Annotated in this window: 17 protein-coding genes; 1 reads left to right on the forward strand and 16 read right to left on the reverse strand. The window is 58.2% G+C overall.

The window, feature by feature from the left end:
* Window positions 1–171: 171 nt before the first annotated feature.
* Window positions 172–1,980 (reverse strand): lipid A export permease/ATP-binding protein MsbA, encoded by a 1,809-nt coding sequence (gene msbA, locus ACN1C3_RS17790; protein ID WP_419117080.1) that lies wholly within the window; start codon window positions 1,978–1,980, stop codon window positions 172–174.
* 15 nt (window positions 1,981–1,995) lie between these two features.
* The gene (locus tag ACN1C3_RS17795; protein ID WP_419117081.1) at window positions 1,996–3,168 is read right to left on the reverse strand and encodes an O-antigen ligase family protein; all 1,173 of its coding nucleotides are present in this window, start codon (window positions 3,166–3,168) and stop codon (window positions 1,996–1,998) included.
* A gap of 108 nt (window positions 3,169–3,276) precedes the next feature.
* Between ACN1C3_RS17795 and ACN1C3_RS17800 the strand changes: the two genes are divergently transcribed.
* Window positions 3,277–3,882: a toluene tolerance protein gene (locus ACN1C3_RS17800; protein ID WP_419117082.1), complete on the forward strand. Its 606-nt coding sequence runs from the start codon at window positions 3,277–3,279 to the stop codon at window positions 3,880–3,882.
* Here ACN1C3_RS17800 and ACN1C3_RS17805 read toward each other — a convergent pair.
* The 14 genes from ACN1C3_RS17805 to glnE all read right to left on the reverse strand — a co-directional run bounded on the left by ACN1C3_RS17805 (window position 3,871) and on the right by glnE (window position 21,402).
* Entirely contained in the window at window positions 3,871–4,971 is a 1,101-nt protein-coding gene (locus ACN1C3_RS17805) for a glycosyltransferase (protein ID WP_419117083.1), read from the reverse strand. The two genes, ACN1C3_RS17800 and ACN1C3_RS17805, sit on opposite strands and share 12 nt — an antisense overlap.
* Before the next feature lie 48 nt (window positions 4,972–5,019).
* Entirely contained in the window at window positions 5,020–5,781 is a 762-nt protein-coding gene (locus tag ACN1C3_RS17810) for a glycosyltransferase family 2 protein (protein WP_419117084.1), read from the reverse strand.
* Window positions 5,782–5,835: 54 nt separating this feature from the next.
* On the reverse strand, window positions 5,836–6,792 hold the full coding sequence (locus tag ACN1C3_RS17815) for a glycosyltransferase family protein (protein WP_419117085.1): 957 nt from the start codon (window positions 6,790–6,792) through the stop codon (window positions 5,836–5,838).
* Window positions 6,793–6,876: 84 nt separating this feature from the next.
* Window positions 6,877–8,280, reverse strand: a complete 1,404-nt coding sequence (locus ACN1C3_RS17820) for a PIG-L deacetylase family protein (RefSeq protein WP_419117150.1) — start codon at window positions 8,278–8,280, stop codon at window positions 6,877–6,879.
* Window positions 8,281–8,288: 8 nt separating this feature from the next.
* Window positions 8,289–9,185, reverse strand: a complete 897-nt coding sequence (locus ACN1C3_RS17825; RefSeq protein ID WP_419117086.1) for an antimicrobial resistance protein Mig-14 — start codon at window positions 9,183–9,185, stop codon at window positions 8,289–8,291.
* Window positions 9,185–10,315: a glycosyltransferase gene (locus ACN1C3_RS17830; protein WP_419117088.1), complete on the reverse strand. Its 1,131-nt coding sequence runs from the start codon at window positions 10,313–10,315 to the stop codon at window positions 9,185–9,187. The genes ACN1C3_RS17825 and ACN1C3_RS17830 overlap by 1 nt, the downstream gene beginning before the upstream one ends.
* Entirely contained in the window at window positions 10,299–12,056 is a 1,758-nt protein-coding gene (locus ACN1C3_RS17835; protein ID WP_419117089.1) for a carbamoyltransferase, read from the reverse strand. The genes ACN1C3_RS17830 and ACN1C3_RS17835 overlap by 17 nt, the downstream gene beginning before the upstream one ends.
* 175 nt (window positions 12,057–12,231) lie before the next feature.
* Window positions 12,232–12,567 (reverse strand): YceK/YidQ family lipoprotein, encoded by a 336-nt coding sequence (locus ACN1C3_RS17840; RefSeq protein WP_419117090.1) that lies wholly within the window; start codon window positions 12,565–12,567, stop codon window positions 12,232–12,234.
* Window positions 12,568–12,755: 188 nt separating this feature from the next.
* The gene (locus tag ACN1C3_RS17845) at window positions 12,756–14,198 is read right to left on the reverse strand and encodes a lipopolysaccharide kinase InaA family protein (RefSeq protein ID WP_419117091.1); all 1,443 of its coding nucleotides are present in this window, start codon (window positions 14,196–14,198) and stop codon (window positions 12,756–12,758) included.
* Between the two features lie 119 nt (window positions 14,199–14,317).
* Complete coding sequence (gene rfaP, locus ACN1C3_RS17850) at window positions 14,318–15,124, reverse strand: lipopolysaccharide core heptose(I) kinase RfaP (RefSeq protein ID WP_419117092.1); 807 nt, start codon at window positions 15,122–15,124, stop codon at window positions 14,318–14,320.
* Window positions 15,124–16,245 carry a glycosyltransferase family 4 protein gene (locus tag ACN1C3_RS17855; RefSeq protein WP_419117093.1) on the reverse strand — a complete coding sequence of 374 codons (1,122 nt, stop codon included), beginning with the start codon at window positions 16,243–16,245 and terminating at the stop codon, window positions 15,124–15,126. Before ACN1C3_RS17855 ends, rfaP begins: the two co-directional genes overlap by 1 nt.
* The gene (gene waaC, locus ACN1C3_RS17860; RefSeq protein WP_419117094.1) at window positions 16,245–17,309 is read right to left on the reverse strand and encodes a lipopolysaccharide heptosyltransferase I; all 1,065 of its coding nucleotides are present in this window, start codon (window positions 17,307–17,309) and stop codon (window positions 16,245–16,247) included. Before waaC ends, ACN1C3_RS17855 begins: the two co-directional genes overlap by 1 nt.
* A 1-nt stretch (window position 17,310) precedes the next feature.
* Window positions 17,311–18,345 (reverse strand): lipopolysaccharide heptosyltransferase II, encoded by a 1,035-nt coding sequence (waaF, locus tag ACN1C3_RS17865; RefSeq protein ID WP_419117095.1) that lies wholly within the window; start codon window positions 18,343–18,345, stop codon window positions 17,311–17,313.
* A 117-nt stretch (window positions 18,346–18,462) separates the two neighbouring features.
* Window positions 18,463–21,402 carry a bifunctional [glutamate--ammonia ligase]-adenylyl-L-tyrosine phosphorylase/[glutamate--ammonia-ligase] adenylyltransferase gene (glnE, locus tag ACN1C3_RS17870; protein ID WP_419117097.1) on the reverse strand — a complete coding sequence of 980 codons (2,940 nt, stop codon included), beginning with the start codon at window positions 21,400–21,402 and terminating at the stop codon, window positions 18,463–18,465.
* Between the last annotated feature and the right edge of the window lie 177 nt (window positions 21,403–21,579).

Here is a 21,579-nt window from a genome sequence, read left to right on the forward strand (position 1 = left end):
GCGAAAGGGTTGACCCCCTCGTGTTCAATCAAAATCGAGGCTGGAACTGTAGCAAGCGCGGGACGGAGAATTATTTAGCCTTGGTCAAGTGTGTAAAGTATTGGATACAACACCTCGGGCGCATTGCACGCCCGGGAAGCTGACAGGGTGACTCTCACCCTGAAGTCGATATCAGACGATGCCGGCCGTGACAGGTTCGTCCAGGCCCATGGCATGCAGGCGCGAGTAGTAACCGCCCTGCGCCAGAAGCTCGGCGTGGGAACCACGTTCGACAATTTCGCCGTGATCCATTACCAGGATCAGGTCTGCCTTCTCGATGGTCGACAAGCGGTGCGCGATCACCAGCGTGGTGCGACCTTTCATGACTTTATCCAGTGCCGCCTGAATGTGCCGCTCGGACTCGGTGTCCAGCGCCGAAGTCGCCTCATCGAGAATCAGCAACGGGGCGTTTTTCAACAAGGCCCGAGCGATTGCAAGACGCTGACGCTGACCACCGGACAACAACACGCCATTCTCACCAACGTCGGTGTCCAGACCTTGCGGCAACTGCGCAATGAAGTCCATTGCGTAAGCGTCTTCAGCGGCCTTCTCGATATCTGCACGAGGAGCACCGGCCAGATCACCGTAGGCGATGTTGTTGGCAACAGTGTCGTTGAACAGGGTGACGTGTTGCGTCACCTGAGAGACGTGCCGACGCAAATTGCGCAGACGATAGTCTTCGATCTCCACGTCATCGAGCAGTATTTGCCCTGTTTCGTGATGGTAGAAGCGCGGAATCAGGCTCGCCAGCGTCGACTTGCCGCTGCCTGAACGTCCAACCAGCGCGATCATCTGCCCCGGCGCAGCCGTGAAGCTGATGTTCTTCAGCACTTCGCGGTCGGTCCCCGGATAAGTGAAGCTCAGATTGCGCACGTCCAGACGACCGCTGACACGTTCTTTCTCGACGGTACCGGTATCGACTTCCGACTCGACATCCAGCTGCTCGAAGATGCTTTCCGCGCCGGCCACGCCTCTCTGAATGGTCGAGCTGACTTCCGACAACTGTCGAATCGGTTTCGGCAACAAACCGGCTGCGGTGATATAGGCCACCAGATCACCGGCCGTCGCATCACCACGCAGGAACAGCACCAAAAACATGAGCGCCGCCATGGCGGTGTAGATCACCAGCTGCAGCATCGGGGTATAGACCGCACTGGTCTTGGTCATGCGCAGCTGCTTGTCGGTATTGCTTTGACTGGCTTTGGCAAAGCGCTGCTGTTCGTAGTTTTCGCCACCGAAGCTGCGCACGACGCGATAGCCCTGAATGGTCTCGGACGCCACGTGAGTCACGTCGCCCATTGCCACCTGGATCTTCTTGCTCTGCTTGCGGAACTTCTTGCTGGTGTTGCCGACCATGAACGAAATCATCGGCAGAATCGCCAGCATCACCAGGGTGAGTTTCCAGTTCATCCACAACAGGTAGGCGAACAGGAAGATCACGGTCAGACCTTCACGGAAAACCACCTTGATGGCATCGGTGGCGGCACCGGTGACCATCGTCACGTTGAAGGTGATACGGGAAATCAGGTGCCCGGAGTTGTGGGTATCGAAATAGCGGTTGGGCAGCACCAGCAGCTTGTTGAACAACTCCACCCGCAGGTCATGCACCAGCCCAAGGGAAACCTTTGCCAGGTAGTAGTTGCCGAGGAACGAACCAAGGCCCTGCCAGGCGGCGATCAGAACAATTAGCAACGGCACAGCCATCAGCAGCTGCAAATTGCGCAGATAAGGAACATTGGGGAAGAGCACCGCTTCAGGGTTGCTCAAGCCATCGACGAAATATTTGAGTATCCCGGCCAACATCGGTTGGGTGGAGGCAAATATTACGAAGCCCACGATACTCACCAGGAAAATGCCAGCGTAGGGTTTTACATACCCCAACAGCCGAAAATAGATTTTCAGGCTGGAATCCTGTTCCGCATTGGGCGGTGCTTTACTCATCGTAGAGCTCACTGATTAGGAAGAACGCGGGATTTTATCACAAGCACTGGATTTGGCCCGTGTCCATGCCAAAACACTGGCCAGGCCGATCGGTAGCCAGCTGATGAACCATTCGGCTCGTGGCGTTCCGTTCAGGCTGGCCGCATCGAACTGCATGGCAAGGAACGAGAACAGCCAGATTCCGATGAGGCCTTGACCGTACAACGATTCACGGGCTCGCCATGCCTCACGCAGCACCGCAAACCAGACCACACACCACAATAGCAGCCCGGGAAGCCCCAGCTCGATGGCAATGTGAGAGAACAAGTTATGAGCATGATCAAAATACTGGCCTTCGGCAAACACCTTATAGTCGGCACCCAGGCCAAGGCCACGCCACGGGTGTTCGGCGATCATTTGCAGACTCGCCACGAAAATTTGCGGACGGAAAGAAACCCCACGAGCCACGACCAGTGACTGAAGCGCCCAGAAAGCCAACACCGCGAGAACCAGCGCGGCAACCGCGATGATGCGGCGGCGTCGATCACGGCACCAGATCGGCATGGCGAGCACACTGAGCAACAAGGCCAGCGCCGCGCCACGACTCTGGCAAAGCACGACAAACACTCCGAGCAAAGCCAGTGCGACCACCCAGACCACTTGCAGCCCGCGCGCGCGCGGCACCCAATGCACCATCCAGACGGCGGCCAGCCCAATGACGTAACCACCGAGAATCGGGTGAGCCAACTCTCCCAGCCCTTCAAGACGCGCCCACCACAGGTTCCCGTCGATCCAATAGAACTTGACGATGGCCACCAATGCACTCAACGCCAGACCGAGGCCACCCCATTGCATGACACGAATCATCCGTTCAGGTCGGGCATCGGCAAAGACCGGAAAGAACAAGAGAAAAACAACGATATACAGCAAGCGCTTTTCTTCGCGAGACGGGTCCTCTACGTTGGTCCATAACAGGCTGATCAGCGCCCAGGCCACCAACCCTATCAACGCCAGGTAAATCAGACGTTGCGCGCGCCAGACTTCACCAAGCCGATCCCGTGCCGACCAGGCAAAGGCCATCGCTGGCAACCAGAGAAACGCGACCAATCCTTGCTGATAGAGTTTGTTGGTAGGCGCAAATGCAATAGCCAGTAAAAACCACAGTAAACCAATCGTCATCCACACTTGCGCCCAACGAGTTGATTGCATCAATTAGCTCCTTAATGATTCACCCATCCAACCCGGCATGGTTAAAACAACAACTTTTCGGCATCATTGCCCGCCACTGTACCGGCTATTCCAACAAGGTTTCCTACGATGCAATGCTCCCGGCTTCCCCAAGCCGCTTTAAATCAAACGATTGAAGGCGCCAGAGTACTAGAGGCCGACAGCTTCGGTCCGAAAGTCTATCTGTTGCAGGATGGGAATATCCTCAAACTGTTTCGCCGCAAACGTCTTTTTTCATCAGCGCTGTTTCGACCTTACTCGAAGCGCTTTATCGACAATGCCGTTGAATTGAAAAGACTCGGCGTGCCCACCTTGCAGGTCATGGAGTGCTATCAGCTGCAAGTTCCTGGCATGACGGCAGTGCTTTACCAGCCTTTGCCAGGAGAGACACTGCGCCAGATTTCCAGTAAAGACGGCTTCAACTGGCAGCAAACCCTCCCGGCACTGGTGGAGCTGATTCACAGCCTTCACACGTCGGGGATCTACTTTCGCTCATTACATCTGGGCAACATTGTCGTCACACCGGACCACCAGCTCGGCCTGATCGATGTGGCTGATATGCGTTTCTTGCGCGCGCCGCTGCCCAATCATCTGGTCAGACGCAACCTGCAGCACTTCGCCCACTATATTGCTCGGGAGAAGCTGAACGAGAGCTTTCCAATGCAAGCATTGGAGCGAGCCTTACTACCTGCATGACAGTAATTCCCGGGCTGTTTCACTAAAGCTCCGCCAGGCCTTGTCAGGTGCGAGCGCCTGATATTGCTCAGCCGCGATCGCCTCAGGGGAAGTACTGAACGCCCGCACGATGGCGTCGCTCCAGGCGCTCACGTCGTCTACGGGGGCATACCATCCGGTCTCTGCCAACTGTTCCTGGAACACTGCCAGTTCGCTGGTCAGCACCGGAACACCCGCCATCACCGCTTCCTGCAGAATCAACCCCAAACCTTCGTCCAGTGAAGGAATCGCTACCCAGTCGAATGCGCTGTAAAGCCTGGCAGCATCATGAAAGTGCCCAGGCAATGAAACCTTGTCCGTCAACCCGAGATGATTAATCCGCGCCTCAAGTGCTGCCCGTGCGTGCCCCTCACCGATTATCACCAACCGCAAGTCGGACCGGCGCAACAACGCTTGAGCAAATGCCTCTAGCAAACAGGCAAAGCCCTTATCATCCACCAAGCGTCCAACCGCACCGAGTACCGGCGAAGTATTGGTGGGCAGGCCCAATCGTTTACGTGCCTGCTCACGAGGTAAAATGCCGGCCCGGAAGGTGACGGGATCAAACGCGCTACGCAACGCGATCACCGGAATCTGAAGCTCATCCTGGAGTGACGAGGCTAACGTTTGCGAAACGGCAGCCAGCGTCAGCTGCGAAGAAGGGGACTGCTGAAACAGTTCCCGATCAGTTTTGTGAAGTCGTGTAGCGCCATGAACGATGACTACCGCGCGCATCTGGGGCAGTTTTTTGAGAATCGGCAATAGCGTACGCGCCACACCCAATCCGTCGAGCAGCAACACATGCGCCTGACTTTCCTCAAGAGCCTTTTGGAAGCGTGCCTGCATCCAGGGTTTAACCAACCTCCATAAGTGCCTGCCCTTCAATTGAGCGGAAGACAGATTCCACTCGCGAGTCTCTCCAACATCGACCACGCATCCGGCAGCACTACCCTGCAATAGCCAGGTCTTGATCGGCGTTCCAGGTTCAACTTGAGAAAGTATTTGCTTATGGACCTTGTGAACCGAGGCAAACGGGGAGCCGCCCGCCCACATGACGTTTAAGATACTCATTGAGCAAGAAGCCCTCTTGCGTATCTCAGAGTGTCAGCTGCGGCGCACTTAATTGATGAACCAGCCAATACAGACTCCAAGCAAGAGGACCAAGGCGAGCTTTATTTGTTCGCGACGACTGCGGCGTGCCTTACGCTGGCGTTCAGCAGGCGTTTCTACGTGAAGACCAAAGCCGGTATGTAAAACAGCATCCCCCTCAAGCGTTACAGCCGTTAGATTCAGCTCTGCATAACGCTGCGACAGAGCCTTCTCCCCGCCGTATCCGGTAAACGGGGCACAGATCCGATACTCTTTGAGGCGGCGCAATCCTGGGTTGAGCGAAAAGCTCTGCCATTCCGGTTTGTCGGAGAGCAACGGATAGCACGGCACGCCACCGACCACCTCACGCGCTCCCAAGCTGATGTAAGGGCTGTGAACATGTAAATCATAGACGTAGTTGCGTAGCCAGACCTGAAGGATCTGGGGGCGCAATTCAAGAATGGTTCTGGAGTCCTCGACAAAGCCGGGACGATAGAACTCCCAATCATCTTCACAATGAAAGATAAAGGGTGTCTTGACCTGCTCATAGGCGAGATCGATCGACGCAAGCTGACCCAGCTTCGGGCGATTGACGAAGAACGTACAGTGATCCTTCCAATGGGCAGGAATCGCTGCGCGCACGCCGTCATCACCCGAGTCTTCAGTGATGAAGACCTCGCGAATAGGGGCTGTGTTAAACCGATCGAAACTCTCAAGGGTGTGCTTGAGCAGATCCAGACGGCCACAACTGGTCACCACCAGGGTGATGTCACTCTCTTGACAAAATTGCACTTGATTCTCGTTTGTTCAAAAGTGCCGCTACTATCATGGGTGAGAAAATCACTGTCAAACACCTAGCTTCAAACGCAGACGCTCGACCAGGCTCAATGCCGCGCGGGGACGCAATGCAGGCCGAAGTTCCTCGACGATGCGCTGACCAATACGTGCGAAGCTATATTCGGACATCGCCAGTGTTTGCCCGTTTCGAGCAATAGACGTCGCCCGCTCAGGATCAGCGCGAAGGATGGCGAGCTTCTCTTGCAGTTGCGCAATGGTTTGATAGAAGACCACGTTGTGCATGTCTTGCAAACCCAAGGCGCGATTCTCGGCATCGCCCTGATCAAAAGCCAGTAACACACAGCCACAGGCCATGGCTTCGAAGTTCTTGATCATGTATTCGCCCATACCGACATCCGCACTGACGAAGAAGCGGATACGGTTGAGTGTGTCGCAGTACTCTTCACCGGACTGGGTGCGGGTCACCACCAAGGGTTCGACGCGCCCCAACTCATCGAGCAACGCTTTGCGACCGCTGTAGGCAACGCTATTGATACTGCCGACAAACGCCAGCTCGATATCGCGTTCACGTCCCTGGTCCTGTAACTGCGTCTGGTCGTAACCCTTGGGTACGAACACCGCGTCGAAACCCTCCTCGCGCAAACGCTCGGTGACCATGAAACCCGAACTGATGACCCGTGCCCACGGCAAGCGACGGTAATGCGCGCTGAACTTGCCGGTGTACTTGCAGGGGATGTAGTTCTGGTAGGCATCGTGTTCGAGAATCACCAGATTGGGGATCGTGCGGATAAACCCGGCCTGACGAACTTCCTGTTTGAAACGTAGGAAGAATACGATCCGGTCGTAATGCGAGACATCCACTTCACGCCGGAAGTAGCCGCGCAAATTGCGCTGTTCATCACTGCTCAGCCAGCGCAGGTCGCACTCGCAATGAGCGGCCACTCCTTCGTATAAGCGATCCAGAATGGCTCGCTGTTCTTTCTGCACCAGAAATAGAACTTTCATCTTCTTCCTTGCAGCGCTGAGCAGCCCGACAAAAACCTGAAATTACCTCTCTGCCCGAGCAGAAAGGCTTCATGCGACAGCCATTTACAAACGCCAGAACAGCTCGTGCCGACGCACAGCTTTGCGGAAAAATTCGTTTTCACCGTAGGGCGAACCCGAGCGCCCCGCCAACAGACGCTGCAACCCGCGACGCAATCGACGCTTGAACGGCGCCCGTGGCTGCAAGTCATGCATCATCCCCAATGCCATGGCCTTGTTGCGTTGCTGGTCCAGAGAAAGCTCCAGACAGTACGGCTGCAGCAACTGCATCGAGTCGAACACCGGAGGCAATGCAATACCCGCCCCTGAATCGCCCATTGGCCAACGATCATTGTCATGCAGGTGATTGGCGTAGCCGAGCAATGTCGTCGGCTGCCACTCAAGCCCCTTCAAGGCTTGCAGCACAGCTTGCTGCGCACAGAGGTGATCAGGATGCGGATCCAGCGACGGATGCGGCAGCACTATCACTTCGGGGCGCGCCTTAAGCAACAGTGCACGCAAGTCCGCCAGCAGATTGTTCCAGGTCGGCAAGCCGTCGTTGTCCGCTGGCAAGGGAAACGGATTCAATTGGCGGAACAGACGAATATCCGATAGATCGGCTTCGCGAGACGAAACCGGCTGATCCGGCGCCGCCTGCATCGCTGGCAGCTGCAAACAGAAATACCCCAACTGCACGCAATGCGCCTCAGGCACACCAGCCCAGCGCGGTACGGCGATGCTGTCCCAAGCGCGCAGACGTCCCTTGATCCGCGCAGCGTCAGCCCGGTTCATGCCCATCTGCTGATAGTGTTCGGCTTCGATTTCACCGGCGGTCAGCGTGACGATCCAGGCTTCATCGGCCTGGCTGTACAAACCGAAGGCGGCCAACTCGGCGTCATCGGCGTGCGGCGCGATGACCATCACCCGCTGACGGCGATAATCGGGCTGCTGAAATGCCCACAGCGTCGGCTCACCGAACGGCCTGCAGAAGCGTCCATGCAGGCGCAACTCGCCGCTCGCCAACGGAGTAGCCAGGCCACTGAGGTTGAGGTAACGCAGACCATTCACGCCGCGCTCGAATGTCTGACGATCCGGGTTTTCGCCACCCTGCAATTCAACCGAGGGATCAAAAAAGCGCCCCAGCCAATTGCTTTTTACCTGCAACGCCAGAATCAGGGTTTCGTCGCCAATCAGATTGACTGCCCGATCCAACAGCAAACGACCACCTTCCAGACGAACCCCGGACTGCTTGGCTTCTGGCGCAAATGTGTAGTGATAGTCGTCTTGGGACGAATAGAAGAAATGGTCAGCGAACCACGCTTCGTGGGCTACCCAGCCCAGCACGCCGAGCAGCAACGGCAGCCACCAGGCCACCAGCACGCCGACGGCGATCAGCAGCAGCAAACCGATTAACAGCCCCATACGCTTGTTGCGCCGATGGCGCTTGAGCAATTGTTGTTTGCGGTTCACCACCTGGCTCATACCGTGAACACCGGCACAGGGTTACACCAACGATCCTTATATTCACGGTCTGCGCGGCCGAACGAAAAACGCAGCGGCTTGCCAATGGCTCGCGCCTCTTCCCAGGCACTTTGAGTGTTAAGAAAGCTCAACACGCTACCGGGGCTGAACTCACGCGTCTCGGGATCGACACCGCCGTTGATGTACTCAATGCTGATCCAGTCCGGCGCCTCGACGCGGTAGACCAACTGAATCGCGATCGGCGCATCGTTGAGAAAAATCACCGAGCCGATCATCAACTCGCGCAACAACTCGACAACCTCAGCCATACGCTCAGCCCCCGTTGCCGGGAAACCCCAGCGGCGCTGAAACAGATCGCAGTAGATGGCCGCCAGCTCGCTGCTTGTGAACTCGCTGATCGGCCGCACCACACCGCCCGCCTCTTCCAGCAAACGCAATTCGCGGCGCTGGTTGTAGCGAAATTTCTTCGACAACTCTTCAGGCGTGCGGGCCATGGCCAACTGCTCGGTTTGCAGCTTAAGGGTGCTGAAACGTCCTTCGTTCAAGGCCGAGAGATAGCGACCGCGATGGCGCAACGGAACTTGCGCATCGGCGGCGGCTGGCAGAATCAGTTCGGCATTGCCGAGGTCGAACAGGCCTTTCTTGCCGCGGCGTTTGAGCACGTCCTTGGACAGCGCCAGATCGCCCCCCCAGGTTGGGATGGCGGCTTTGAGTTCGCCGTTTTGCTCCCAGGCCAGATAACGCACCGGGATCTGTGCCAGATGTGCCAGACGCTCTACGACCAGCGGATGGGTCGCGACGCTACCGCCAAAACGCTGCCAGGCATCGGCATACGTCGATGCGTCCACAGCTGTCCAGCCGCGCTCGCGCCAGCCTTGAAATCGGTTGAGCATCAGACCCTCGCGGTCAGGTTGATGACTTGTGGCAAGTGCCAGAACGCATCACGCACCGCGCGGTCCGAGAAGCGCTCGCGCAAGCGGTCGAGCATCAGCTCGGCACACTGATGACGTTGCTGCTCGTCCATCGCGGCCAGATGCTGCAACCCTTGAGCCATATGCTCGGCATCACCTTGCGGGAACAGAATGCCAACGCCTTCGACCACTTCCTTTGCACCACCGCAAGCAGTAGCCAGCAACGGCACGCCAGCGGCCATAGCCTCTAGCAGCACCATGCCGAACGGTTCGTTATCTGAGCTCAGGGCAAACACATCGAAGGCACGGAAAAAGCGTCGCGCTTCTGGTACCTGACCGAGAAACAGCACACGGTCGGCGACGCCGAGTTCGCGGGCCTGCTCCTTGAGGTCCTGCTCCAGACGTCCCGTGCCCAGGATCGCCAGTTGGCTGTTCACCGGCAAACCAGGTAACGCCGCAGCAAAACCCTGCAACAGCGTGGCCTGATCCTTGTCCGGATGCAGGCGGCCGACGTTGCCGACAATCCAGGCATTCGACGACAGGCCCAGGGTTTCCCGAGCCTCGGCGGCCGACACCTGGCTGGCCTGCAAAGTCTGGACATTGATGCGGTTGTAAAGTGTCTGAATGCGCGTGCCCGGCCAGTTGGGCAGGCAACGACGCATATCGTCGCGCACGGCATCGGAGACCCCGAGCAGGCTCAGGCGCTTGCGAAAAATATGCGCGAACAGTTTGCGCGTGCGCCGCTGGTAATCACCAAAAGCGTGATGCACGCCGATTACCGGCAAACCGGTGGCCAGCAAAGCGATATAGATCGGTTTGAAACGGTGAGCGATACAGAAACTGAAGTTGCGCGATGCAGCGATTTTGCGCAGGTCGCCAATCGCGCCCAGCTTCAGGCCACGAATGGCCTTTGAGCTGTACTCCAGAAACAGTACTTCGTCAGAGGCACAACCCGCGGCGACGTCGGCATCGGCAACCCCGGTCAAAAACACCGTGGTTACCCGGTAGCCGGTCCCCGCGAACAGGCTGGCGTATTGCCGGGCGCAGTCCAGGAACGGCCCGTCATAGCCGTGACAGAACTGCAGTACATGGCGCTCAGCCGAGCGTGTCATAAGCGTCCACGCCATCCTTGACCACAAGGATGTCTTCCATGATCAGGTACTGCAGGTCGGAACCGAAGAACATGTTCAGGGCGTCGGTCGGCGAGCAGATCATCGGCTCGCCACGGCGGTTCAGCGAGGTGTTCAGCGACACGCCGTTACCGGTCAGCACTTCCAGCTCTTTCATCATGTCATAGTAGCGCGGGTTGTATTCGCGCTTGAGCACCTGGGCGCGGGACGTACCGTCTTCGTGGACAACTTCCGGCACACGGGTTTTCCACTCTTCAGACACTTCAAAGGTGAAGGTCATGAACGGCGCCGGGTGATCGATCTTGATCATCTGCGGTGCAACGGTGTCGAGCATCGACGGGCAGAAAGGCCTCCAGCGCTCGCGGAACTTGATCTGATGGTTGATGCGATCGGCCACGCCAGTGGCGCTCGGGCAACCAATGATCGAACGACCGCCCAACGCACGCGGACCGAACTCCATACGGCCCTGGAACCAGGCCACAGGGTTGCCGTCGACCATGATTTTGGCGATGCGCTGCGGGGTGTTGTCGATCTGACGCCAGGTCGGCTTGCTCGGGTGACGGGCACACGCGGCAATCACGTCTTCGTTGCTGTAGGACGGGCCGAGATAGACGTGTTCCATCTTCTCTACCGGTACGCCACGGGCGTGGGAAACGTAGGCCGCCGCGCCAACCGCAGTACCGGCATCGCCGGACGCTGGCTGCACGAACAGCTCTTTGATGTCGTCGCGAGCGATGATCTTCTGGTTCAGTTTGACGTTCAGCGCACAGCCGCCGGCGAAGGCCAGCTTGCCGGTCTCCTTGAGGACGTCGCCCAGGTAGTGGTCGATCATCTGCAACGCCAGTTTTTCGAACAGCGCTTGCATGCTCGCAGCGTAGTGAATGTACGGTTCGTCGGCGATATCGCCTTCACGTTTCGGGCCCAGCCACTCGATCAGCTTCGGCGAGAAGTAAAAGCCTTTGCCCTTCTCTTTATAGCGGCGCAGGCCAATGACGTTGGCGTAATCGGTGTTGATCACCAGTTCGCCATTCTCAAAACTGGCCAGACGCGAGAAATCGTATTTGCTGGCGTCGCCGTACGGCGCCATGCCCATGACCTTGAATTCACCGTCGAGCATCTCGAAACCGAGGAACTCGGTTATCGCGCCGTACAGGCCGCCAAGGGAATCCGGGTCGAAAAATTCTTTGATCTTGTGGATCTTGCCGTTTTCGCCATAACCGAAGAAGGTCGTGGCGTACTCACCCTTGCCGTCGATCCCGAGAATTGCGGTTTTCTCTTTGAAGCCGGAGCAGTGGTAAGCGCTGGAGGCGTGAGCCAGGTGATGCTCGACCGGCTCGATCTTGATTTTCTTCGGATCGAAGCCCAGTTGTTCGAGGCACCAGACGATCTTGTTGCGATAGCGCTTGTAACGGCGGTTGCCCATCAAAATCGCATCAAGGGCGCGGTCCGGCGCGTACCAGTAACGCTTGGCGTAGTGCCAGCGGGCCTTGCCGAACAGGCTGATCGGAGCGAATGGAATCGCCACCACATCAACGTCCGAAGGTTTGATACCGGCCTGCTCCAGGCAGAACTTCGCCGATTCGTAGGGCATGCGGTTCTTTGCATGTTTATCGCGTACGAAGCGCTCTTCTTCAGCCGCTGCAACCAACTTGCCGTCGATGTACAGGGCTGCGGAAGGATCATGGCTAAGGGCGCCGGACAGGCCAAGAATCGTCAATGCCACAGGGGTCTAGCCTCTATTAGTCTGCATACAGGCGGCGGGCGCCTGAGAAAAATGTGTCCTCGCAAAGCGGCGAGAAACAGCTAAAGGGCGGGATTATAGCGTAAAGATGGCGGGAATGACCCTGCGGTTATCAGGCCCCTGAAGATGACCTTGGGCGACAGCGTTTCGCCTTTGCTCATCCGCGACCTGTTCTCCAGTAAATTCTGATATTGCCCTCTGTACTCTGCCGATAAATCGTATACGGCAAGAAAACCGTGTCGAAGACACCCGACAGGGTCAAATCCAACAACATGAACGGCGCAAGGATGCCTGTGGGATCCGGTGGCGCATTCAATACACAAAAATCATAAGCCAGACCGCTGTAGATACGAGGAATGGACTGACAGTAGGTTTTTTGCTTCCTGAGATCCCGGGCCGCCTGCGCATCATCTTGCAACACCGTTTTGACGGTCCCACAGCCAGTCAAAGCCAGTGAGAAAACGCCAAGTAAAACAGCCATTTTATTAGTCAATAACCTGCCCTCCGAGAACATCAGGCAAGCTAGCACCACGGCTGTTTACGCTACAGTTCACGACCTCTCCAGATTACGTAGGAAACTTCACAACAATTTGTCGCCCATGACATACAAAAGCCCGCACAAGGCGGGCTTCTGAACTCAGGTGTCCATTGAGGCGCTCCCATGCGGGAGCGTGAGAACCTTCAATCAACCGTCTTGGGTAACCGCTGATCAATCACTTGATACAGCGCGCTGTTCTCGGGCCAGTTGCGCATGAACCGTGCACGGTCACGAGCGTAGGCCGGGGCGAAGCTGCTGGCTGAGTGATGCTGACACATCGAATCCAGATCGATCAGCGCCCAACGGTCGTGGTGCCAGAACAGGTTATGCCCCTTGAAGTCACCATGACTGATGCGTTCGCCAATCAGTTCGGCGAACAAGTAATCCAGAGCTTGCAACTCCAGCTCCGGCGCTTCGCCGCTCTCAACGAACGGCGCAAACCGCTCGACAATGTCCGGCCCGGGCAAGTATTCGGTGATCAGATAGGCACGACTGCGCAGCCAGAAAAAACGCCGCTCCAGCAGCGCAAGCGGCTTGGGCGTGGCAATCCCGAGGAACGCCAGGCGATTTCCTTCGCGCCATGAATGCCAGGCCCGGCTTGGGCGCCAAAAGCGCTTGAACCAATGGGCGAAGCCTTTGATGTTGTAGCGCTTGATCACCAGCGAACGACCCGCCACTTCAACCCGTCCGACGCTCGCGGCGCCGCCGGTTTTGTACAGGTGGCCCTGGTCGAGCAAGGCATCGGCCTGATCCAGTATCGGCAGCATCGCCGGCTCTTCCTCGCGACGAATCGCCCGCAAGGCGAACGCACCACGCTGCACGCTGAACAGCGTGCAATCACGGCCAACCTTGTTGAGGAAGTCTTTCAAACGCCAGCTACGCACTTTGTTCACCTGCTTTTGCAGGGATTCGAGTGGCAAGGCGTGCTCGCCATTGCTCAACAGGTAATGCACCAGCAATTCTTCGGTAAACGGCTCGAAAACCTTTGGCAGTTGCGCAAAGAAGACGCCGAGGTTTTCCAGGACTTTTTGCCGAGACAACGGCTTACCCGCTTGTTCGACGCAGATCCCAGCGCCATCGATCAAATGCAGCTGACCTTGGTGACGCAGCAGGTTGTCCAGATGCAGGTCTTCCTGCCATAGGCCTTTGCTGTGCAGCTGACCAACAGCCGCCAATGCCTCAGCCAGAACTGCTTGTTGCTCGTCAGCCAACACCGGGAGCGCTTCGACGCGTTTCCAGGCATCACCCAGACTTTCAGCGCCTTCGAGATAATCAAACAGCAACCAGCCGCCTTCGCCTTCCTTCAAGCCATCGGCCAATAGCAGTGGCGTGGTCATGCCTTGGGCGGCGAGCAAACGCACGCCGTCCAGCTCACGCTGAAAATGCCGTGCTGCTTTGCTGCCCACCAACAACTTGGCCAACACCGTGCGCCCGCGCCAAACCCCTGCGCCGACATAACGCTGCCCCGGCAACACCCGCAGCAAACTGAGTAATTGCAATTGGGCCGGACCCGCTGCATCCGCCAACTCCAGGCTCAGCGGCAGGTTTGGCGTGCGGCCCGCATTCTTCAACTCAGACAAACGCATCAGTGGGTCTCCTTGTGACTGCTACGCGCGGTCAGACGCCGAACCCAGGCATCAACCATAGGACTACTCAAAGGCTGATCCAGATAAGTGGCGAGCAAGCGCCATTTTCCAACCCGCCATCAGAGCGCGTCTCCGTACCGCTGTTTACGCTCGTAAAGCTTGCCGGCCTTGCCTTCCAGTCGCGCGAGCAATGGCGCTTCGTCCTGCAGGATCTGCCGCAACGGCTGCTGAAAGTAGCCCTTGAGAAAGCGCAGCTTGTCGCGATGGGTAAGACCGATGTCCAGTGCCGAGAAATACAAGGCCGCCAAATCCTTGTTGCGCCAGCGCCTGGTGATCGCCGGGCGAGTCTGGGCGCGGTGCAGGTCAATCACCGAGAGTTTCAAATCGTCGGCAGTCACCGGCTTATCGGTGTGCAGCAGGAAATGGCAGATATAGCAGTCGCGGTGGTTGACCCCGGCGCGGTGCATCATGCCGGTCATGCGTGCCACTTCAGCGATCAGCGCGCGTTTGAGTCTGGGCTCTGGCGGCTGCTTGACCCAATCGATGCTGAAGTCTTCGAGGCTGATGGTCGGCGCCAGCTCTTCGGTGACGATGAACGAATGCTGATCCGCCGGGTTACTGCCGCGTTCGCCATAGGCGACGGCGGTCATGGTGGGCACGCCGGCTTCGTGTAGACGCTCCAGCGCCCGCCATTCCTGACCGGCACCGAGCACCGGCAGTTTGGCGGTGAGCAAATTCTTGAAGATTTCGCCCCAACCGATACCACGGTGGATCTTCACAAAATAGCCGCGGCCGGCGACTTCCGTACGCAAAGTACGACGCGCTTCCAGCTCACGGTAAACCTGACCGCTCAACCCCTCGACGTCGGCGAACGCATCGCGCCCGGCCCACAGGGTCTTGAACGGTTCGGCAAGAATCAACTTCATCAGTGTTGCTCCGCCAGAATCACATCCGCAGCGTGTTGCGGCATGCTATAGAGGTCCGCCGTCTCGGCGAAGGCCAGGCCATTACGGCTCCAGGCCGTGCGTGCGGCATCATCGGCCAACATGGTGCTCAGGTATTGAGTGAGCTGTGCCTGTTCGAATGGCTCGTCCAGCACCAGACCGCTATTGGACTCGGCGATGTAATGGGCGTAGCCGCATACCGCGCTGACCAGCACCGGCAAGCCGGCGACCAGAGCTTCAAGCAAGACCGTACCGGTATTTTCGTTGTAAGCCGGGTGGATCAACAGATCGGCGCCCAGCAGGAACCGCGGAATATCGCTGCGACCCTTGAGGAACTGCACCTGATCACCCAGCCCGAGTGTCGCGCTCTGCAATTGGAATACTTTGGGGTCGTCCTGGCCGATTACAAATAGCCGGGTGCGTTTCTTCAATTCAGCAGGCAGTGCCGCCAGCGCCTTGAGGCTGCGATCGACGCCTTTGGTCTTGAAGCCGGAACCGATCTGCACCAGCAGCAGATCATCATCGGCCAGTTTGAATTCCCGACGGAATTGGGCCCGAATCTCAGCCGCATTGGCCGGTGCGCGACGGTCCTGAGCGATGCCCGGTGGCAGCAGGTGGAAGCGCTGCAATGGGGTGTCGTAGTGCTTGATGAACAGCGGCTGCTGGACTTCGGAAATCATCAGGATTTCGGTTTTGGCGTCTCTGGCGAACACCGCGCGCTCGTACTCGGCGAAGTGCCGGTAGCGACCCCAGCGGCGATAGAGCGAGTTGCGCAGGTTCTGAGCCTTATCCTCAAAACAGCCGTCGGCGGCGTAGTACACGTCCAGTCCCGGCATCTTGTTGAAACCGATCAAGCGGTCAACCGGACGCTTCGCCAGATCGGCCTCCATCCAGGCGCTGAGTTTCTCGTTGCGCCGATGGTTGAAAATCGCTTTGACCGGCGCCACCAGCACTTCGAAACCCGGCGGAATATCGCCTTCCCAGATCAGCGTGTAGACGCGAATCTGATGTCCGCGTTGCTGGCATTCCAAGGCAATACGCATGAAATCGCGCTGCAAACCACCAAACGGGAAATATTTATAAAGGACAAAAGCCAGTTGCATCAGCGCAGCTCCTCAGCCAGTAACAACGTGCTTAATCGGCTTGCGACACGCTCGGGATTCAAGCGAGTGAAGCACAATGGCCACTCGCGCTTCAGATCGAACCGGCGCTGGTCTTCAGCCGTCGGTTGATAGGTGCATTTCTTTTGCAGGCAAGGCGCGCAGCTTGGGAAGTCGCTCGCCAGATGGATCTGGCTCTTGCCGTAAGCGCCGGTCAGCCCCGGATTGGTCGGACCGAACAGCGACAGGGTCGGCACATCCAGCGCCGCCGCCAGGTGCCCGAGGCCAGTGTCCACCGCGACACAGGCCTGAGCGCCGGCCAGAACCTTGGCCACGCCGGCCAGATTCAGCTTGGGCAGCACTTGAGCGTTACTCAGACCACTGGCAATACGTTCAGCCCGGGCCTTCTCGGCCGGATTGCCCCACGGCAGTTTCACCTCGACGCCCAACTGGCTCATGCGCTCAGTGAGCTCGCGCCAATAAGCTTCGGGCCAATGCTTGGTGTCCCACGTGGTGCCGTGCAGGAACAGCACAAACGGATTTTTGCGCGGCAGCTCAACCAGTTTCTCGACACTAAGGCCGTAGTCGCCGAGGCCTTTGGGCAGGTCATAGCCCAGCGCCACCGCGAACAACTGACGCACGCGTTCTACAGCGTGCTGCCCACGGGCCACCGCCAGACGACGCGAATAAAAACGCGCAGCCAAGGGTTCGCGGGCCGACTGCTTATCCAGCCCGGCCACCGGTGCCTGGACGTAACGGGTCAGCCAGGCGCTTTTCAGCAAGCCTTGAGCATCGATCACCAGGTCATATTTAGTCGCGCGAATGCTTTGTTTGAAACGCCGCCATTCGCCACTTTTGAGGGTATGCCAGATGTTCTGGCGCCAGCGACGGATCGCCACCGGAATCACTTTGCCAACAGCCGGGTGCCAGGTTGGAATCTCGGCAAAGCCTTCTTCCACCACCCAGTCAAATTTGATCCCGGGGATCGCCCGCGCCGCGTCGGTCAATGCCGGCAGCGCGTGAATCACATCACCCAGGGAGGACGTCTTGATCAACAATACCCGCAACTTACTGAACCTCGACCACAGAGCCCTGCAACCGCTGCAAGGCATCGACCACCGATTGCGGCAGGAGCTGGCGCAAGCAGTTGTAATGGCCGAAACGGCAGGTGCGATCAAAACACGGGCTGCACTCGATACCCAACCGGACAATCTCGACCTTCTCGGCCAACGGCGGGGTGAAACCTGGCGACGTCGAACCGTAGACCGCCACCAGCGGCCGGTTCAACGCAGCCGCCACGTGCATCAGGCCTGAATCGTTGGACACCACCGCATCCGCGCACGACAGCAAGTCGATGGCCTCGGCCAGCGAGGTGCCTCCACTGAGGTTCACCGATTCTTCACGCAGACCGGGAATCAGCCGCGCGCGAATGTCTTCGCCGACGGCATGATCGTTTTTCGAACCGAACAGCCAGACTTGCCAACCCTCGCGAATTTTCGCCTCGGCGACTTTGGCGTAATGCTCGGACGGCCAGCGCTTGGACTCACCGAACTCGGCACCCGGGCACAGCGCCAGCACCGGACGGTCCAACTCCAGGCCGAACTTGGCCAAGGTAGCGTCGCGAGTGGCGTGGTCGATTTGCAGAGACGGCCGCGGATACGGCGTGGGCAACTCGGCACCCGACTCATAGGCCAGCGCCATGAAGCGTTCGATCATCAGCGGGTAACGTTCTTTATCAAGCGTGCGCACATCGTTGAGCAGGCCATAGCGAAACTCGCCACGCCAACCCGTGCGTTTAGGAATACTGGCAAAAAACGGCACCAGCGCCGATTTCAGCGAGTTGGGCAGCAAAATCGCCTGGTCGTACTGACCGGCCAACGATTTTCCGATGCGCCGGCGGGTTGCCAGTTCGAGCACGCCATGACCGAGCGGAAAGCTCAAGGCCTGCCGCACTTCGGGCATGCGCTCAAGGATCGGCCGACTCCATTCGGGAGCCAGCACGTCGATCTCACACTGCGGATGGCGCTGTTTCAGACACTGGAACAGTGTCTGCGCCATCACCATGTCACCGACCCAGCTGGGCCCAACGATCAGAATTTTCATAGTTATCCACAAACGAGCGGGGAGGCATGACCAGTCGACCTGGTTGCCTCCCCGTCTTATTTATCCAGGCTATATGTGACCAGTGTACGCCACTCGGCATGGGCGGACAGACCGGTTCTAGCTCAACCCCAGCTCGGCCCAAATCCGCAACACTTCCCGCCGTTCGGCCTCGAACTGATCACCGCCGATTATCCCGGCCTCATTCTGCAAGGCTTGACGGTGAGCGGCCGCCCGGTAGGCCTTATAGGCTTCGCGTAACAGACTGGCATCGGTAGCGGGCATCAGCCCGACCTCCTCCAACCCTTCGAGAATGCGGATATTGTCGGTATAGCGCAGCAACGACGGGTGCTCTTCGGACCACGCCAGGGCCGCGTATTGCACCATAAATTCAATATCGACGATACCTCCGGCGTCCTGCTTGAGATCGAACGGCGCCGTGGCTTCGAAGGCATTTGCCGCGGTTCCGGCAGCCGTCGCTTTACTCCCAAGGTTGTCGCGCATCTTGGCGCGCATCTCGCTGACTTCCAGACGCAACGTGGGCAGATCCCGCTCACGCCCCAGCACCTGCGCCCGGACGTTCTCGAACGCCGCCCCGACATGCTTACAACCGACCAATACCCGCGCCCGCACCAGCGCCTGATGCTCCCAGGTCCAGGCTTCATTCTGCTGATAACGCTCGAAAGCGCCGAGCGAACTGACCAACAACCCCGATGCTCCGGACGGTCGCAGGCGCATATCCACCTCATATAACTGACCCGAGTTGGTCTGAGTGGTCAGCAAATGGATGATTCGCTGGCCCAGTCGGGTGAAAAACTGCGCGCCATCGATGGGTTTGGCGCCATCGGTTTCCGCCTGTGGATCGCCATCGTGGATAAATACCAGGTCCAGGTCGGAACCATGCCCGAGCTCCAGGCCACCGACTTTCCCATAACCGACAATGATGAAGCCCGGATCGCACAAGGTGCCATCCGCGCGCTGCGGCGAACCGTATTTACTCACCGTCTGACGCCAGGCCAGCGCCAGTACTTGCTCCAGAATCGCTTCGGCCAGCCAGGTCAGGTAATCGCTGACTTTCATCAGCGGCAAGCTGCCGGAGATTTCCGACGCAGCTACCCGCAGGCGGTGGGCCAGTTTGAAGTGACGCAAGGCTTCCATCTGTTGTTCGAGGTCATCCTCAGGGATTCGCGTCAGCCGCTCGCGCAGTTCGGCGGCCAGTTCCGGCGCCAGCGGCGGTTTGAACAAACGACCTTCATTGAGCAATTCGTCGAGCAACAGCGGGAAGCGGGTGATTTGTTCAGCGATCCAGGGGCTTGCCGCGCACAAGGTCAGCAGTCGGCGCAGGGCTCCCGGGTTTTCCGTGAGCAGCACCAGATAAGCGGAACGTCGCGCTACCGCCTCAACCAGCGGCAATACCCGCTCCAGCACCAGATCTGGATTGGCATGCTCAACGGACTGGGCCAGCAAGCGCGGAATAAACGCATCGAGCCGCTCACGACCGAGGCGCTGCATAGCGCGCAATTGCGGGCTACCACGCAGGCCGGCCAAAGTTTTCAAGGCTTTCGGTGCATCGACGAAACCGCCTTCCTCTAATTGTCGGCAAGCGGCCTCTTCGTCCTGGGACTCTTCCCACAACGGTAGCCATTCACCGCCAACCACCACTTCGCTTTCGTCGCCCTCTTCTTCATCAGGGTCAGCAATCACCTGACGGAAGTGCCAATCCACCCGTCCACGCCAATACATAAGTTGTTCATGGAACGCCGTCCAGTTGGCAAAGCCGAGCATGAAGGCGATTCGCGCCTGATCCCGCTCACCGTCCGGGAGCATTTGCGTCTGCCGGTCAGCAATCGCCTGGATCGCATGCTCGGTGTAACGCAGGAACTCATAACCTTCGCGTAACTCGCTGATGACCGCGGGCGGCAGATAACCCTGCCCTTCCAGAGTGCTCAGTACTTTTAATAGCGGGCGCTGCTGCAGGCTCAGGTCGCGGCCACCGTGAATCAGCTGGAATGCCTGGGCAATAAATTCGACTTCGCGGATCCCGCCGGAACCGAGCTTGATGTTCTCGGCCATGCCTTTGCGCCGGACTTCCTGCTGGATCAGCTGCTTCATGGTGCGCAGCGCTTCGATCGCGGAAAAATCCAGGTAACGCCGATAAACGAATGGCCGCAGCATATCGAGCAATTGCGCGCCAGCGACCTGATCCCCAGCCACCACCCGCGACTTGATCATCGCGTAGCGTTCCCAGTCGCGGCCCTGGTCCTGGTAATACTGTTCCAGCGCGTTGAAGCTCAGCACCAGAGCGCCAGACGAACCATACGGACGCAGGCGCATGTCGACACGGAACACGAAGCCATCGACGGTCATTGGGTCCAGCGCCTTGATCAGCCGCTGACCCAGACGAATGAAAAACTCCTGATTATCCAGCGCACGCTTCACCCCAACGGTCTCGCCACCTTCGGGGTAGGCAAAGATCAAATCGATGTCAGAAGACAGGTTGAGCTCCACGGCACCGAGCTTGCCCATGCCGAGGATGACCATCTGCTGCGGCTCGCCACTGCGCCGACCGGTCGGCGTGCCGAACTGCTGGCAATGGCGCAGATACAGCCACTGATAGGCCTGGTCGATGCTGGCGTCAGCCATGTCCGACAGATCGCGGCAGGTTTGCACCAGATCCGCCTGGCGGTTCAGGTCGCGCCAGATGATCCGAACCTGATGCCGGGCGCGCTGACGACGCAGGGCACGCCCCAGCTCATCCTCACTCTGCGCCAGTTGCACGGCCGCAGCGATCTGGCCGCACAACTCGCCAGGGGCAAAGTTGCGGTCCAGCTCGCCGGACTGCACCAGCTCGAGCAACATCAAAGGGTCACGCACGCTCTGCTCAATGACGAAGTCGCTGGACGCAACGACGCGAGCGAATGCCGCCCAACGCTCAGGCGACCACGTGGACAAACCATGATCATCATCCAGAGCGGCAACTGCGGTACGTAACGACTGCTCGGCGCGATTGACCAATGGCAGAAGAATGGCCGGCAGTTCGGCCAGCGTTGGCAGGCTCATGGTCTATCCTTGATCGGCGTATGGGAGGCGGCCTGTAGTGAACGTAAGAAACACGCTACCTGAAGGACTGTCGAACAAAAGTTAGAAATAGCTAAAAAAACAATTTTCTTGGCAGTAAACATCAAACCCCTACCTTTTTTTGTTCGATAAAGACCAACAATAACGATTATTCTCACC

Origin of the sequence: Pseudomonas sp. H11T01 (assembly GCF_048515765.1) — a bacterium.
Classification (GTDB): Bacteria; Pseudomonadota; Gammaproteobacteria; order Pseudomonadales; family Pseudomonadaceae; genus Aquipseudomonas.